Raw genomic sequence first — 15,797 nt, forward strand, 5'->3', positions numbered from 1 at the left:
CGGTCCGCAGAATTGGGAAAGATAGTTCACCAATTCAGACGCTCAGAGCGGCTGCGCTCCGCGCTCGGTCAGCATCGTCTTCATGATGTCCGACTCGTGCGTCTGCGACCTGAGCATGTTGTCCGCGAGCACCTGCACGACGTGCTGCCCCGCCCGCTTGGCCGCGTACTCGGCCATCGGTGCCCCGCCCTGGTGGTGGCGCAGCATCAGCTGGAGGAAGTAGACGTCGAACTCCTTGCCGGACAACGACCTCAGCTTGGCCAGGTCGGCCGTGGTCGCCATGCCGGGCATGACCGCGATGCCGTCACCGGACGAGGCGGCGGTGCCGTGCGCGTGGCCGCCGCTGTCCGCCATCCACTTCATGTGGTCGGTGACCTGCTCCGGCTGGCTCCACAGCATCAGCCAGCCCTTCATGCGGCCGATCTGCTCGGTCTGCGTGCTGGCGATGTCGAACGCGACGTTGCGGACCTCGGGGTCCGTCGACCGGTCGCGCGCGATGTTGGCCATCTGCACGCCCTGGAGGTGGTGCTGGGCCATGTCCTGGCAGAAACCGACGTCCACCGAGTCCGCGGCAGGAGTGGTCGCGCGGTCGGAGTTCGGGAGCTTGATCAACAGGCCGACGGCCGCGCCGAGCAGCAGCACGGCCAGCACGGCGGCGCTGGCGACCAGCGTCCGGGCGAGGTTGCCCCGCCCGGACGTGGTCGGCGTCGGTTCGGTCATCAGTTGCCGGAGGACGGCGCCGTCGAGCTGGGCGCGGTGCTGGCCTGGCCGCGCTTGGCCTCGGCCTCGTCACCCATCGGCTCGGCGTCGGCACCGGGCGCGTCGGCCACGAACGGGGCCGGGGCGTCGACGAACTGCGCGTTGTCGCACGGCGAGCCGACCTCGGGGTACGTGTACTGGTTGCGACGCAGCGACGAGATGAACTGGTCGATGCGCTCGTCGTCCGCGCTCTCCAGCTTCAGCTGGTGGCCCCACGTCTGCACGGAGATCGGCTTGTCGAGGCCGGGGTACGGCGACATGATCGAGAACGGCTGACCCTCGATCTTGGCCTTCAGCTTGTTGAGAGCCTCGTCCTTGATCTGGTCCGGGTTGTACGCGAGCCAGACCGAGCCGTGCTCCATCGCGTGGACCATGTTCTCGGTGCGGGTGGCCTTCTCGTAGACGACACCGTTGCAGTCCGCCCACTGGACGTCGTGCGGGCCGCCGAACGGCGGGGAGAAGTCGTACGCGACGCGCTTGGGGGCGTCGATGTGCTTGCCCGGCTTGTACTCGCGCTTGACGACGCCGGTGATCTTGTCGGACGGGTCCTTGTTGTCCTCCGACGGCTTCCACTTGGCCAGCGCGGCTTCCTTCGCGTTGTTCGCCGAGATCTGCGAGTACGCGTAGCCGAACACGCCGCCGGCCAGCGCCAGCACTGCGATCACCGCGATGATGGTGCCCCACGGCTTGGGCTTCGCAGCCACCACCTGGGAGCGCGCGGCCGCCACGCTGTTGCGTGTGGCCTTCGTCTTCTTGCCGCTGGTCATGTCCGCCTCAGATCTCGTCCGGTCAACCGGCGCCAGTCTAGGGACACGGTGTCTGATCACTGTCAACGCACCGTGATATGGGGTCGGCGTTAACACTTGCCGTCTCACCCTCCGGGACCGGGTAACCCCATCGAGACCAGCGGGAACGCTTCCCTAGACTCTCCGAGGTGACCCCCGCTGCACTCGCCGAACTGGTCCGCGCCACGGCCGTGGACGTGCTGTCCGGCCGCGGCCTCGACACCACCGCCGTCCCGGCCGTGGTCACCGTCGAGCGACCCCGCAATCCCGAGCACGGGGACTACGCGACGAACCTCGCGCTGCAGACCGCCAAGAAGGTCGGCGTCGCGCCCCGCGACCTGGCCACGTGGCTCGCCGAGGCGCTCGAGCAGCAGCCCGCCATCGCCGGCGCCGAGATCGCCGGACCGGGCTTCCTGAACCTCCGCATCGCCACCGAGGCGCAGGGCGCGATCGTCCGCGACGCGCTCGAACCCGGCTACGGAACTGGTGCTGAGCTGGGCGGCAAGAAGATCAACCTGGAGTTCGTCAGCGCGAACCCCACCGGGCCGATCCACCTGGGCGGCGCGCGCTGGGCCGCCGTCGGCGACGCGCTCGGACGTGTCCTGACCGCCCGCGGCGCCGAGGTCACCCGCGAGTACTACTTCAACGACGCGGGCGCGCAGATCGACCGGTTCGTCCGGTCCCTCGTCGCCGCGTCGAAGGGCGAGCCGACGCCTGAGGACGGCTACGCGGGCACGTACGTCAGCGACATCGCCGCCGAGGTGCTGCGCCGCGAGCCGAGCGCGGACTTCGATCAGTTCCGCGAGGTCGGCGTCGGGCTGATGTTCTCCGAGATCAAGCGGTCGCTGCACGAGTTCGGCACCGACTTCGACGTCTTCTTCCACGAGGACTCGCTGCACGCCGAGGGCCGCGTCGAGCAGGCCGTCGAGAAGCTCAAGGCGAACGGGTCGCTGTACGAGAAGGACGGTGCCTGGTGGCTGCGGTCCACGGACTTCGGCGACGACAAGGACCGCGTCGTCATCAAGAGCGACGGCAACCCCGCCTACATCGCGGGTGACATCGCCTACCTCGTCGACAAGCGGGCGCGCGGCTTCGACCTGTGCATCTACATGCTCGGCGCGGACCACCACGGCTACATCGCGCGCCTCAAGGCCGCCGCGGCCGCGCTCGGCGACGACCCGGACAGCGTCGAGGTGCTCATCGGGCAGCTGGTGAACCTCGTCAGCGACGGCCAGCCGGTGCGGATGAGCAAGCGCGCGGGCACCGTGATCACCATGGACGACTTGGTCGAGGCCGTCGGTGTGGACGCGGCCAGGTACGCGATGACGCGCTCGTCGGTCGACTCGTCGCTGGACATCGACCTGGACCTGCTGCGCAAGCACAGCAACGACAACCCGGTCTACTACGTGCAGTACGCACACGCCCGCATCTCGGCCGTCCTGCGCAACGGCGCCGACCTCGGCGTCACGCCGGGCGACGACTTCGGTCTGCTCACGCACGAACGCGAGGGCGACCTGATCCGCACCATCGGTGAGTTCCCGCGCGTGGTGGCCACCGCCGCCGAGCTGCGCGAGCCCCACCGGGTGGCGAGGTACCTCGAAGAACTCGCGGGCACCTACCACCGGTTCTACGAAGCGTGCCGCGTGCTCCCGCGCGGCGACGAGGAGACCACTCCGTTGCACCAGGCACGGTTGCAGCTCTGCACCGCCACGAAGCGGGTGTTCGCCGCGGGCCTCGCCCTGCTCGGCGTCACCGCGCCGGAGCGCATGTGATGCGCGCGCACCCCGCAGGGCCAAGGCACGCCGACGTGATGGTCCCCGGCAGCACCGCCGGTGACCGCCCGTCCGGCCACGACCAGATCGACCAGCTGCACCCGCAGGTGTGGCCGCGCAACGCGCAGCGCACCGAGAGCGGCGTCGTCGAGCTCGCGGGCGTCGACGTGCGCGCGCTCGCCGAGCAGTACGGCACGCCGCTGTTCGTCATGGACGAGCAGGACTTCCGCGCCCGCTGCCGCGAGCACGCGGCGGCGTTCGGCGACCCGACGCTCGTGCACTACGCGTCCAAGGCGTTCCTGAGCGTCCAGGTGGCCCGCTGGGTCGCCGAGGAGGGCCTCAGCATCGACGTCTGCAGCGGCGGCGAGCTCGCGATCGCGCTGCGGGCCGAGTTCCCGCCCGAGCGGATCGCGTTGCACGGCAACAACAAGAGCGTCGCCGAGCTGACCGCGGCCGTCGAGGCCGGTGTCGGTGGCGTCGTCGTCGACTCGTACCACGAGATCGCCCGGCTGGACCACATCGCGCGTGAACGCGGTGTCGTGCAGCCGGTGCTGGTCCGCGTCACGGTCGGCGTCGAGGCGCACACCCACGAGTTCATCGCGACCGCGCACGAGGACCAGAAGTTCGGCTTCTCGCTGACGTCCGGCGACGCGCTGGAGGCCGTGCGCCGGGTGCTCAAGGCGACCGGGCTGCAGCTGATCGGCCTGCACAGCCACATCGGCTCGCAGATCTTCGACGCCAGCGGCTTCGAGGTCGCGGCCCGCCGCGTCGTCGGGCTGCTGGCCCAGCTGCGCGAGGAGCACGGCGACATCGAGTCGTTGTCCGTCGTCGACCTCGGTGGCGGTCTCGGCATCGCCTACACCGCGGACGACGACCCGCCGCCGCCCGCCGAACTGGCCCGCCAGCTGCACAACATCGTGCAGAAGGAGTGCGAGCACGAGGGCCTGCCGATGCCGCGCATCGCCGTCGAGCCGGGCCGGGCGATCGTCGGTCCCGGCACGGTGACGCTGTACGAGGTCGGCACCATCAAGGACGTCGAGCTGGACGGTGGCGCGCGGCGCCGGTACGTCAGCGTCGACGGCGGCATGAGCGACAACATCCGCACCGCGCTGTACGACGCGGTGTACGACTGCAAGCTGGTCTCCCGCGCGTCCGAGCCGGAGTCGCGGGCCGTGCTGTGCCGCGTCGTCGGCAAGCACTGCGAGTCCGGCGACATCGTCGTGCGCGACTGCTGGCTGCCGGACGACCTGGCGCCCGGCGACCTGCTCGCCGTCGCCGCGACCGGTGCCTACTGCTACTCGATGGCGAGCAGCTACAACCGACTTCCGCGGCCGGCTCTGGCCGCGGTGCAAGAGGGGGTGGCGCGGCTCTTGCTGCGCCGCGAGACCGAGGACGACTTGTTCCGTCTGGAGGTATGAAGTGCCAGCCGAAAAATCGGGCGCAGCAAAACCGATCAGGGTTGCACTGCTGGGCTGCGGCACGGTGGGCACCGAGGTCGTCCGGCTGCTCACCGACCAGGCCGGCGAGCTGACGCAGCGCATCGGCGCGCCCGTCGAGCTCGCGGGCATCGCCGTGCGCAGGCTCAACAAGGAGCGTGACGTCCCGAAGGAGCTGCTCACCACGGACGCCGCCGGACTGGTGACGTCGGACGACGTGGACGTGGTCGTCGAGGTCATCGGCGGCATCGAGCCCACGCGCACGTGGCTGCTGGACGCACTGCGCTCCGGCAAGTCCGTCGTCACGGCGAACAAGGCGCTGCTCGCCGAGCACGCGGCCGACCTGTTCGAGGCCGCCGACGCGTCCGGCGCCGACCTGTACTTCGAGGCGGCCGTCGCCGGTGCCATCCCGCTGCTGCGCCCGTTGCGCGAATCCCTTGCGGGAGACCGGATCACGCGCGTCATGGGCATCGTGAACGGCACGACGAACTTCATCCTCTCCGCGATGGACGCCACCGGCGCCGGCTACGGCGAGACGCTGGAGGAGGCGTCGCGGCTGGGCTACGCGGAGGCGGACCCGACCGCGGACGTGGACGGCTTCGACGCCGCGTCGAAGGCCGCGATCCTTGCGTCCCTTGCGTTCCACACCCGCGTGACGGCGGCGGACGTGCACCGCGAGGGCATCGCTCAGGTGTCGGCGGCGGACATCGCGGCCGCGAAGGGCCTGGGGCGCACGGTGAAGCTGCTCGCGATCTGCGAGCGCGTCGTCTCCGACGGCACCGAGTCCGTTGCGGTGCGCGTGCACCCGGCGATGATCCCGAGGTCGCACCCGCTGGCGAGCGTCAACGGCGCGTTCAACGCCGTGTTCGTCGAGGCGGACGCGGCGGGCGAGATGATGTTCTACGGCCGCGGCGCCGGTGGCGCGCCGACCGCGAGCGCGGTGCTCGGCGACCTGGTCGCCGTGGCGCGCAACAAGGTCGTGAGCGGACGCGGTCCGCGCGAGTCGGCGTACGCGGCGCTGCCCGTGCAGCCGATGGGCAACACGCCGACGCGCTACCACATCAGCCTCGACGTCGCGGACAAGCCGGGTGTGCTCTCCCAGGTGGCTGCCGTGTTCGCCGAGCACGACGTGAGCATCGCGGCGGTGCGCCAGGAAGGCCGCACCGAGGACGCGAGCCTCGTGATCGTGACCCACGCGGCGTCCGACGCCGCACTCCGGTCCACTGTGGACAAGATTGGCGGGCTCCCCGTGGTGCGGGAGGTCGTCAGCGTGATGAGAGTGGAGGGTGCGGAATGACCTGGCCAGGCATCATTCGCGCATACGCCGATCGGATCCCGTTGCCCGAGGGCGCTGAGGTCGTCACGCTGCACGAGGGCGGCACGCCACTCGTCGAGGCGAAGCACCTGTCGCAGCTGACCGGCTCGTCGGTCTACCTCAAGGTCGAGGGCATGAACCCGACCGGCTCGTTCAAGGACCGCGGCATGACCGTGGCCATGACGTACGCGCTCGCTTCCGGCATCAAGGCCGTGATCTGCGCGTCCACCGGCAACACCTCGGCCTCCGCCGCCGCCTACGCGGCCAAGGCGGGCCTGATGGCAGCCGTCCTGGTGCCCAGCGGCAAGATCGCGCTCGGCAAGCTGGCGCAGGCCGTCGCGCACGGCGCGAAGATCCTGCAGATCGACGGCAACTTCGACGACTGCCTCGAGCTGGCGTCGAAGACGGCCGCCGAGTACCCGGTGACGCTGGTGAACTCGGTCAACCCGGTGCGTCTGATCGGTCAGAAGACCGCCGCGTGGGAGATCTGCGACGTGCTCGGCCGCGCGCCGGACTTCCACTGCCTGCCGGTCGGCAACGCGGGCAACATCACCGCCTACTGGCGGGGCTACTCGGAGTACGACCAGGGCCTGCCGAAGATGTTCGGCTTCCAGGCCGCGGGTGCCGCGCCGCTGGTCATCGGTGAGCCGGTGCTGAACCCGGAGACCATCGCGACCGCGATCCGCGTCGGCTCGCCCGCCTCGTGGACCGGTGCCATCACCGCCCGCGACGAGTCCGGTGGCCTCATCGACGCGGTGACCGACGAGGAGATCCTGGCCGCCTACCGGCTGCTGGCGCTGCGCGAGGGCGTGTTCGTCGAGCCCGCGTCCGCCGCGTCCGTCGCCGGTGTGCTCAAGGTCGCAGCGGACGGCAGGCTGCCCGCTGGCTCGCTCGTGGCGTGCACGGTGACCGGGCACGGCTTGAAGGACCCGGACACGGCGCTGCTCGGCCTCACCGAGGTCGAGCCGGTGCCGGTCGACCCCGGTGCCGTCGCGCACGCGCTGGAGCTCGTGTGAGCTTCCTGATCACGGTTCCGGCGTCGACCGCGAACCTCGGTTCGGGATTCGACGCGCTGGGCATGGCGCTGGGCCTCTACGACGAGGTCGAGGTCCGGGCCGCTGACGGGCTGAGCATCGACGTCAGCGGTGCCGGCGCGGACGCCGTGCCGCGCGACGAGTCGCACCTGGTCGTGCGGGCCGTTCGCGCGGCCGGGTACACGGGTGGACTCGGCCTGACGTGCCGCAACTCGATCCCGCACGCGCGCGGGCTCGGGTCGTCGGCCGCGGCGATCGTGGCCGGGGTGGCCGCCGGCTACGCCTTGCTCGGTCGCGAGTTGGACACGGACGCGTTGCAAATCGCCGCCCAGTTCGAGGGCCACGCGGACAACGCGGCCGCCAGCCTGTTCGGCGGTGTCGTCATCGCGTGGAGCGAGGGAGAGCGCTTCCGCGCTGTTCGGAAGGACCCCCACCCGGACGTCCGGCCGACGGTGCTGATTCCAGCGCAGGAGTCATCGACCAAGACGACGCGCGGTCTCCTGCCGGCCGAGGTGCCGCACGCGGACGCGGCCTTCGCCGCCGGGCGGGCCGCACTCGCGGTGCACGCGCTGACCACCGATCCGTCGCTTCTCCTTGCAGCGACAGAGGATCGGTTGCACCAGCAGTACCGCGAGCCCGCGTGGCCCGACACCGTTCGGGTGATCAACGATCTTCGCAAGCTCGGTGTCCCCGCGGCCGTCTCAGGCGCGGGACCGACCGCACTCGTGCTCGGTTCCGTGCCGCCCGAGGTGGACGTGCAGGGCTTCGACGTGCGACGACTCGAAGTCGACACATCCGGCGTTCGGGTTCGTCCGTTGGACTGACACGCGGGACCCCGGTTGTTGCATGCGATGAGACCGGCGTCTACCCTCGGGGGCGATCAGTCACCGCGCGCACGGGCGCCGGTGTCGCGCCCGGACACTCGTTCCGGGTCGCAATCCTTTTGCGTTCCGGCTCTGTGCCGTGCGGGCGGGGCGGACGCGGGGAGGCACCCGATCGCCGTGTGACCGTGAAAGTCCCGTGCTGGGCGGAGCCCTCTTCAATTCGCTCCGTCTTCATCGGACGAACCGCTGTTCCGCGTTCCGTCGGACAGCGGGTCCGCTGGGCCGCGTAGGAGGCGGGGCCTGGTCAGGAAGGACTTGTGTGAGCAACACCGATTTGCTGAGCAGCGAAGTCGCAGCTGCTTCTGGTTCTGGAGCCGAGGAGAACGCTCTGTCCACCCCAACGAACGGCACGACGCCGCGCCGCCGCGCGGGTCTGTCCGGCATGGTGCTCGCCGAACTGCGCGAGCTGGCCACCGAGCTGGGTATCACCGGAACCGCTGGTCTGCGCAAGGGCGACCTCATCGCGGCGATCAAGGAGAAGCAGGGCGGCGGCGCCTCCGGTCGTGCCGCGACGCCCGCCGCAGACAAGCCGGCGAAGGTGGTCGAGAAGACCGTCGAGAAGCCGGTTGCCGCAGAGGCACCCGCTGAAAAGCCTGTTCAGCAGCAGCTGGAGGTCGCTGAGCGGCCCTCCGGCGACGGCGAGGAAGGCGGCCGCCGCAACAACCGGCGCCGTCGTTCCGGCCGTGGCGGCAGCTCTGAGGGCGGTGACGCCCAGCAGGGTGAGCAGCGCCAGGAGCGGGCCGAGCGCCCCGAGCGCGGTGACCGCCAGGACCGAGGTGACCGCCAGGAGCGTGGCGAGCGCCAGGACCGGGGTGACCGGGGCGAGCGCCAGGAGCGCTCCGAGCGCGGTGACCGCGGTGGCGAGCGCCAGGACCGCGGCGACCGGGGTGACCGGGGCCGCGACCGCAACCGTCAGGGCGGTGGCGACCGCGATCGTGACCGCCAGGGCGGCGGTCAGGGCCAGGGTCCGGACGACGAGGACGGCGACCGCCGTGGTCGTCGCTTCCGGGACCGCCGCCGTCGCGGTGGCCGTGGCGAGGGCGAAGGTCGTGGTGGCGGCGACGCCCGCGACACCGAGGTGCGCGACGACGACGTCCTGCTGCCGGTCGCCGGAATACTGGACGTGCTGGAGAACTACGCGTTCGTCCGCACGTCCGGCTACCTGGCCGGCTCGAACGACGTCTACGTCTCGCTCTCCCTCGTGCGCAAGTACGGCCTGCGCCGCGGTGACGCGCTCACCGGCGCCGTCCGCCAGCCGCGCGACGGCGAGCAGCAGCGGCAGAAGTTCAACCCGCTGGTGCGCGTCGACAAGATCAACGGCTTGGACCCGGAGGAGGCGCGCAACCGCCCCGACTTCACCAAGCTGACGCCGCTGTACCCGAACGAGCGACTGCGCCTCGAGACCGAGCCGCACATCCTCACCACCCGTGTCATCGACCTGGTGATGCCGATCGGCAAGGGCCAGCGCGCCCTGATCGTGTCGCCGCCGAAGGCCGGTAAGACCTCGGTGCTCCAGTCGATCGCGAACGCGATCACGACGAACAACCCCGAGTGCCACCTGATGGTCGTCCTGGTGGACGAGCGTCCGGAAGAGGTCACGGACATGCAGCGCTCGGTGAAGGGCGAGGTCATCGCCTCGACCTTCGACCGGCCGCCGTCGGACCACACCACGATCTCGGAGCTGGCCATCGAGCGGGCGAAGCGCCTGGTCGAGATGGGTCACGACGTGGTCGTGCTGCTGGACTCGATCACCCGTCTTGGCCGTGCGTACAACCTGGCCGCCCCGGCGTCCGGTCGCATCCTGTCCGGTGGTGTCGACTCGACGGCGCTCTACCCGCCGAAGCGCTTCCTCGGCGCCGCCCGCAACATCGAGGGCGGCGGCTCGCTGACCGTCATCGCGACGGCGCTGGTCGAGACCGGCTCCGCCGGTGACTCGGTCATCTTCGAGGAGTTCAAGGGCACGGGCAACGCCGAGCTGAAGCTCGACCGGAAGATCGCCGACAAGCGCACCTTCCCCGCGGTGGACGTCGACTCGTCCGGTACCCGCAAGGAAGAGCTGCTCCTGCCGCCGGACGAGATGGCCGTGACGCACAAGCTGCGCCGCGTCCTGCACGCTCTGGACGGCCAGCAGGCCATCGACCTGCTGCTCGACCGGCTGCGGAAGTCGCGTACCAACATCGAGTTCCTGATGCAGGTCGCGAAGACGACCCCGGGCGCAGAGCAAGACTGACGTTCGAAACGACGAGGCCCCCTCCACCTTCGGGCGGAGGGGGCCTCGTTGTTGGTCTTATCGGGTGACGACGTCCGATGAGCTCCGCAGGCACTGCGCGACCAGCACCAGGAGCGTGGGCAGACCCACGAGCGCGCACGCCACGGCGGGCACCTCAACCCCGCTGACCAGCACGCCACCGGCGAGCACGGCCGTCAGGTAGGGCCACCGCAGCCACGTGCGCTGCCGGTTCGAGTGCCACCGCACGGTGCTGCTCGTGGCCACGGCGACAGCGACGGAAGCGCCGCTGACCAGCACGGACAGCGGCACGGCTGAGAACGTTCCCGTCACCACTCCGGCGACTCCGATCAGCCCGTACACGGCTGCGGAGAAGAGGAACGGCACGGCCAGCCACTTCGGCAGGCTCAGCGGGCGTTCGGGTGCGCAGAACACGACACACAGTGTGCTGACTCCCTTTCACCAGACCCAGCCGTATGTGGTCGAACGGTTACTGCTTGCGCCAAACGGCCGATAGCGGACGACGAGCGGCTGTGACGTCGGCCACGGGAACAATCCCGTTTTTGCACGTGTTGAACGGTCTGGCAAACTAACTGGTCGAGTCCGGCTCCGGTTCACCCTGTGCAACAGCTAGGGACCCGGCGGCCACATCCGAAAGGGCGAGACGTTGAAGTCTGGTATTCACCCGGAGTACGTGACCACCGAGGTCACCTGCGGCTGCGGCAACACCTTCACCACCCGGAGCACCAAGACCTCCGGCTCCGTGCACGTCGAGGTCTGCTCGAACTGCCACCCGTTCTACACGGGCAAGCAGAAGATCCTGGACACCGGCGGTCGCGTGGCGCGGTTCGAGGCGCGCTACGGGAAGCGCAAGGGCAAGTAGCTGCGTAAACGGCGTCCACCCGGCGTGTCCGGGTGGACGCCGTTGTCGTCTCCACCCTCAACACCAGGAGTGACGTCGTGGCTCAGTCGTTGGACAGCTTGCTCGCCGAGTACACCGAGCTCGAGCAGAAGCTCGCCGACCCGTCGGTGCACGCCGACCAGGCGGGAGCGCGCAAGCTCGGCAAGCGGTACGCCGCGCTGGGCCCGATCGTGAAGACCGCGCGCGAGATCGAGCAGGTCCGCAACGACCTCGAGGCGGCGAAGGAGCTGGCAGGCGAGGACGCCGCGTTCGCCGAGGAAGCCGACGAGCTCGAGAAGCGGATCCCGCAGCTGGAGGAGAAGCTCACCGAGCTGCTGCTCCCGCGCGACCCGCACGACGGCGACGACGTGGTGCTGGAGATCAAGTCCGGCGAGGGCGGCGAGGAGTCCGCGCTGTTCGCGGGCGACCTGGCGCGCATGTACATGCGGTACGCCGAGCGGCACGGCTGGAAGGCCGACATCCTCGACGGCACGGACTCCGACCTGGGCGGGTTCAAGGACGTCACGCTCGCCATCAAGGCCAAGACCGCGAGCCCGGACGGTGTCTGGAGCCGGCTGAAGTACGAGGGCGGCGTGCACCGCGTGCAGCGCGTGCCGGTCACCGAGTCGCAGGGCCGCATCCACACGTCCGCGGCGGGCGTGCTCGTCTTCCCCGAGGCCGAAGAGGTCGGCGAGGTCGAGATCGACGAGAAGGACCTGCGCATCGACGTCTACCGGTCGTCCGGCAAGGGCGGCCAGTCGGTCAACACCACGGACTCGGCCGTGCGCATCACGCACCTGCCGACCGGCATCGTCGTGTCCTGCCAGAACGAGCGCTCGCAGCTGCAGAACAAGGCCCGCGCCATGCAGGTCCTCCAGTCGCGCCTGGCCGCGCTGGCCGAGGAGCAGAAGGCGCAGGAGCAGTCGGACGCGCGGCGCACGCAGATCCGCACGGTCGACCGCTCCGAGCGGGTGCGGACCTACAACTTCCCCGAGTCGCGAATTTCTGATCACCGCGTCGGGTACAAAGCACATAACCTTGACCAGGTGCTCGACGGCGACCTGGACGCGGTGTTGGACGCGCTGGCCGCCGCCGACCGAGCGGAGCGGCTCGCAGGCGGGTGACGTGAGAGGGGCGCGTGATGGCCGAGATCCTGGTGAATCCGCAGTCAGCGCCCCTCGACAGTCCCGTCGACGTAGTCGTGGTGGGGCTGCCTCCGGACGAGAAGGTCACCGTCCGGCTGAACACCGGCGACCGCGACGCGCACGCCGTCTTCCTGGCCGATGAACGCGGCTGCGTCGACCTGACCAGGCACGCGCCCGTCGAAGGCAGCTACCGAGGCGTTGACCCGATGGGGTTGTTCTGGTCGCTGGAGCACACCGGCGGCAAGCCGGGGCCGGTCGTCCTGTCCGTCGACGACATCGGCGAGGTCGAGCTGGACCGCCAGCGCGTGCCGGACGGCGTGCGGCGCACCGAGGTGCGTGAACGCGGCCTGGTCGGCGTGCTGTTCGAGCCGGACGACGACTCCACCTACCCCGGCGTGATCGTGCTGAGCGGCTCCGAGGGCGGCCTGCACGAGCTGGACGCGGCGCTGCTCGCGCGGCACGGGTTCGCGGCCCTCACGCTCGCTCACTTCGGCGTGCCGGGTGTGTCCAAGCACCTCGTGGACATCCCGCTGGAGTACTTCGGCACCGCGATCGAGTGGCTGCGCGAGCGCGCGGGTGAGATCGGCCTGGTCGGGGCGTCGCGGGGCGGTGAGCTGGCGTTGCTCGTCGGCGCGCACTACCCCGAGGTGCGCGCGGTCGTGAGCGTCGTGGGCAGCGGTGTCGTGACGCAGGGGATCGGGCCGGGAGCGAACCTGCTGCAGAAGCTCGACCACGAGGCGGCGTCGTGGACGTGGCAGGGCGAGCCGCTGCCGTACCTGCCCTACTACGTGTCGGACGAGCTGCGGTCGCTCGTCGTGAACGACGAGCCCGTGCCGTTGCGCCTGGCGTTCGACACGTCCGACGGCATCCCCGCGGACTGCGAGATCCCGGTCGAGAACATCGTCGGCGGTGTGTTGCTCATCTCGTCCGGACTGGACGAGGGCTGGCCGTGCGAGGAGCTCAGCGAGGTCGCCGAGACCCGGCTCGCGGCGCACGGGCACCCGTTCCCGTACCAGCACGTCGTGTACACCGAGGCAGGACACCTGATCGCGGGCCCGCCGCACCGCCCGGCCACCGACCTGTTCGGTCCGGGACCCGGCGTGACGTTCGCGTACGGCGGTACGCCCGAGGCCAATGCGGCCGCCCAGGCCGACGCGTGGAAACGGACGGTTGAGTTCTTCACCGAGCAGCTCTCCACCTAGGGTGTGTGCTCATGAGCGCACACTTTGATGTCGTCGTCGTGGGTGCGGGGCCCGGCGGGTACGTCGCGGCGATCCGTGCGGCCCAGCTCGGGCTGAAGACCGCCATCGTGGAGGAGAAGTACTGGGGCGGCGTCTGCCTGAACGTCGGCTGCATCCCCTCCAAGGCGCTGTTGCGCAACGCGGAGCTGGCGCACATCTTCACCCACGAGGCGAAGACGTACGGCATCAAGGTCGACGGCACCGTGAGCTTCGACTACGGCGAGGCGTACCGCCGCAGCCGGAAGGTCGCGGACGGCCGCGTCAAGGGCGTGCACTTCCTGATGAAGAAGAACGGCATCCAGGAGTACAACGGCTGGGCGCAGTTCGTCGACGACAACACCCTGACCGTCGGCGGCGAGACCATCACGTTCGCCAACGCGATCATCGCGGTCGGCGCGACGACCCGCATGCTGCCCGGCACGTCCAAGTCGGACCGCGTGGTGACCTACGAGGAGCAGATCCTCACCGAGGACCTGCCGTCCTCGATCGTCATCGCCGGTGCGGGCGCGATCGGCGTCGAGTTCGCCTACGTCATGCACAACTACGGCGTGAAGGTCACCATCGTCGAGTTCCTCGACCGGATGGTGCCGCTCGAGGACGTCGAGGTGTCCACCGAGCTGCTCAAGCGCTACAAGAAGCTGGGCATCGACGTCCGCGTCGGCACCCGCGTCGAGTCGATCGACGAGTCCGGCCCGCGCGTCCGCGTGACGGTGTCGAAGGACGGCGCGGAGGAGGTCATCGAGACCGACAAGGTGCTGCAGGCCATCGGTTTCGCGCCGCGCGTCGAGGGCTACGGCCTGGAGAACACCGGCGTGAAGCTGACCGACCGCGGCGCCATCGACATCGACGGCGTCTGCCGCACCTCGGTGCCGCACATCTTCGCCATCGGTGACGTGACCGCGAAGCTGATGCTCGCGCACGCCGCCGAGTCCATGGGCATCATCGCCGCCGAGACCATCGCGGGCGCCGAGACCATGGAGCTCGACTACGTGATGATCCCGCGCGCGACGTACTGCCAGCCGCAGATCGCGTCGTTCGGCTACACCGAGGCGCAGGCCCGTGAGAAGGGCTACGACGTCCAGGTCGCGAAGTTCCCCTTCACCGCCAACGGAAAGGCCCACGGCCTCGGCGACTTCGGCGGCTTCGTGAAGCTCATCAGCGACGCGAAGTACGGCGAGCTCCTCGGTGGCCACATCATCGGCCCCGAGGCGACTGAGCTGCTGCCGGAGCTGACCCTGGCGCAGCAGTGGGACCTGACCGTCCACGAGGTCGCCCGCAACGTCCACGCGCACCCGACCCTCGGCGAAGCGGTGAAGGAAGCGGTGCACGGCCTGGCCGGGCATATGATCAACTTCTGATGATGACGCGACAGCCGATCCGCCTCGCCATTCTCGAAGCCGAACGCATGCTGTCCGCGGCAGGCGTCGACTCCCCGCGAGTCGACGCCGAACTGCTGGCCGCACACGTGCTCGGCGTCGACCGCGGCCGGCTGCCGCTGATCCCGCTGGTGGACGCGTCGGTGATCGACGCGCTGCACAAGCTCGTGCAACGCCGTGCTCAGCGCGAACCGCTGCAGCACATCACCGGCTGGTCCGCCATGGGCGCCATCTCGGTCTCCGTCGGGCCGGGGGTGTTCGTCCCCCGGCCCGAGACGGAACTGCTGATGGAGTGGGCGCTGAAGTCCCTTGTGGACGTTCCGTCGCCCGTGATCATCGATCTCTGCACGGGTTCCGGCGTGCTCGCACTGTCGCTGGCGCAGGCACGTCCGGACGCCGTGGTGTACGCGGTGGAGAAGTCACCCGCGGCGTTGTCCTGGGCGCGCCGCAACTCCGATGCCCGCGTGGCGGCGGGGGACACGCCGATCCGGCTGCTCTCCGGTGACGCCTGCGACCCGACGTTGCTGTCCGATGTGGATGGTTCCGTCGATCTCGTCGTGTGCAATCCCCCTTACGTGCCAGAGGGAACGTCCGTCCATCCCGAGGTGTCCGACCACGACCCGCACGACGCGGTGTTCTCCGGCGCGGACGGCCTGGACGTGATCCGGTGCGTCGTGTCGGCGGCTGCGCGGTGGCTTCGTCCGGGCGGGTTCGTGGGGATCGAACACGACGACACGCACGGCACCTCGGTGCCCGAGCTGCTGGCGGCTCGACGGGTGCTGACGGATGTGCTGGGGCACAAGGATTTGGCCGGCCGCCCGCGTTTCGCCACCGCCCGCCGGGCCTGAGATTCCATTTCGGCGGTAATTCTCGCGTAGCGCCGATCGGCGGTATGGCGCTCCCATGGGCCTCGCTAGCCTCC

General features: G+C 70.0%; 14 protein-coding genes. 11 read left to right on the forward strand and 3 right to left on the reverse strand.

The genetic code is table 11. From position 1 onward, the window contains the following. Positions 1-42: 42 nt before the first annotated feature. Entirely contained in the window at positions 43-720 is a 678-nt protein-coding gene (locus FKR81_RS05510) for a DUF305 domain-containing protein (RefSeq protein WP_146349823.1), read from the reverse strand. Beyond that, positions 720-1,526 (reverse strand): DUF3105 domain-containing protein, encoded by an 807-nt coding sequence (locus FKR81_RS05515; RefSeq protein WP_146349824.1) that lies wholly within the window; start codon positions 1,524-1,526, stop codon positions 720-722. The genes FKR81_RS05510 and FKR81_RS05515 overlap by 1 nt, the downstream gene beginning before the upstream one ends. A gap of 167 nt (positions 1,527-1,693) precedes the next feature. Here FKR81_RS05515 and argS point away from each other — a divergent pair, with 167 nt between their 5' ends. The 6 genes from argS to rho all read left to right on the forward strand — a co-directional run bounded on the left by argS (position 1,694) and on the right by rho (position 10,215). Further along, positions 1,694-3,316, forward strand: coding sequence for an arginine--tRNA ligase (gene argS, locus FKR81_RS05520; RefSeq protein ID WP_146349825.1), 1,623 nt, complete (start codon positions 1,694-1,696; stop codon positions 3,314-3,316). Next, positions 3,316-4,734 (forward strand): diaminopimelate decarboxylase, encoded by a 1,419-nt coding sequence (lysA, locus tag FKR81_RS05525; RefSeq protein WP_146349826.1) that lies wholly within the window; start codon positions 3,316-3,318, stop codon positions 4,732-4,734. The genes argS and lysA overlap by 1 nt, the downstream gene beginning before the upstream one ends. Before the next feature lies 1 nt (position 4,735). Next, positions 4,736-6,049 (forward strand): homoserine dehydrogenase, encoded by a 1,314-nt coding sequence (locus tag FKR81_RS05530; RefSeq protein WP_146349827.1) that lies wholly within the window; start codon positions 4,736-4,738, stop codon positions 6,047-6,049. Further along, the gene (gene thrC / locus FKR81_RS05535; protein ID WP_146349828.1) at positions 6,046-7,083 is read left to right on the forward strand and encodes a threonine synthase; all 1,038 of its coding nucleotides are present in this window, start codon (positions 6,046-6,048) and stop codon (positions 7,081-7,083) included. Before FKR81_RS05530 ends, thrC begins: the two co-directional genes overlap by 4 nt. Then, the gene (gene thrB / locus FKR81_RS05540; protein ID WP_235921322.1) at positions 7,080-7,925 is read left to right on the forward strand and encodes a homoserine kinase; all 846 of its coding nucleotides are present in this window, start codon (positions 7,080-7,082) and stop codon (positions 7,923-7,925) included. The genes thrC and thrB overlap by 4 nt, the downstream gene beginning before the upstream one ends. Positions 7,926-8,244: 319 nt before the next feature. Beyond that, positions 8,245-10,215: a transcription termination factor Rho gene (gene rho, locus FKR81_RS05545; protein WP_146349830.1), complete on the forward strand. Its 1,971-nt coding sequence runs from the start codon at positions 8,245-8,247 to the stop codon at positions 10,213-10,215. A 57-nt stretch (positions 10,216-10,272) separates the two neighbouring features. Here rho and FKR81_RS05550 read toward each other — a convergent pair whose 3' ends face one another. Continuing rightward, positions 10,273-10,647 carry a hypothetical protein gene (locus FKR81_RS05550; protein ID WP_146349831.1) on the reverse strand — a complete coding sequence of 125 codons (375 nt, stop codon included), beginning with the start codon at positions 10,645-10,647 and terminating at the stop codon, positions 10,273-10,275. Between the two features lie 232 nt (positions 10,648-10,879). Between FKR81_RS05550 and rpmE the strand changes: the two genes are divergently transcribed. From rpmE to prmC, 5 genes are all read left to right on the forward strand, one after another. Further along, positions 10,880-11,095, forward strand: coding sequence for a 50S ribosomal protein L31 (gene rpmE, locus FKR81_RS05555; RefSeq protein ID WP_146349832.1), 216 nt, complete (start codon positions 10,880-10,882; stop codon positions 11,093-11,095). Between the two features lie 77 nt (positions 11,096-11,172). Further along, entirely contained in the window at positions 11,173-12,237 is a 1,065-nt protein-coding gene (prfA, locus tag FKR81_RS05560; RefSeq protein WP_186762789.1) for a peptide chain release factor 1, read from the forward strand. 17 nt (positions 12,238-12,254) lie between these two features. Next, entirely contained in the window at positions 12,255-13,460 is a 1,206-nt protein-coding gene (locus tag FKR81_RS05565) for an acyl-CoA thioester hydrolase/BAAT C-terminal domain-containing protein (protein ID WP_146349834.1), read from the forward strand. Between the two features lie 11 nt (positions 13,461-13,471). Continuing rightward, a complete protein-coding gene (gene lpdA / locus FKR81_RS05570) occupies positions 13,472-14,857 on the forward strand; it encodes a dihydrolipoyl dehydrogenase (RefSeq protein ID WP_146349835.1) in 1,386 nt (461 codons plus the stop codon). Positions 14,858-14,859: 2 nt separating this feature from the next. Further along, positions 14,860-15,723 carry a peptide chain release factor N(5)-glutamine methyltransferase gene (gene prmC / locus FKR81_RS05575; RefSeq protein ID WP_146349836.1) on the forward strand — a complete coding sequence of 288 codons (864 nt, stop codon included), beginning with the start codon at positions 14,860-14,862 and terminating at the stop codon, positions 15,721-15,723. The last annotated feature ends 74 nt before the right edge of the window (positions 15,724-15,797 follow it).

The organism is Lentzea tibetensis, assembly GCF_007845675.1.
GTDB classification, from domain to species: domain Bacteria; phylum Actinomycetota; class Actinomycetes; order Mycobacteriales; family Pseudonocardiaceae; genus Lentzea; species Lentzea tibetensis.

What these genes read in the sequence shown, in the direction of transcription:
- FKR81_RS05510 (WP_146349823.1), bottom strand. Translation starts at nt 720, where the DNA reads ATGACCGAACCGACGCCGACCACGTCCGGGCGGGGCAACCTCGCCCGG.
- FKR81_RS05565 (WP_146349834.1), top strand. Translation starts at nt 12,255, where the DNA reads ATGGCCGAGATCCTGGTGAATCCGCAGTCAGCGCCCCTCGACAGTCCC.
- thrC (WP_146349828.1), top strand. Translation starts at nt 6,046, where the DNA reads ATGACCTGGCCAGGCATCATTCGCGCATACGCCGATCGGATCCCGTTG.
- lpdA (WP_146349835.1), top strand. Translation starts at nt 13,472, where the DNA reads ATGAGCGCACACTTTGATGTCGTCGTCGTGGGTGCGGGGCCCGGCGGG.
- FKR81_RS05515 (WP_146349824.1), bottom strand. Translation starts at nt 1,526, where the DNA reads ATGACCAGCGGCAAGAAGACGAAGGCCACACGCAACAGCGTGGCGGCC.
- prmC (WP_146349836.1), top strand. Translation starts at nt 14,860, where the DNA reads ATGACGCGACAGCCGATCCGCCTCGCCATTCTCGAAGCCGAACGCATG.
- lysA (WP_146349826.1), top strand. Translation starts at nt 3,316, where the DNA reads ATGCGCGCGCACCCCGCAGGGCCAAGGCACGCCGACGTGATGGTCCCC.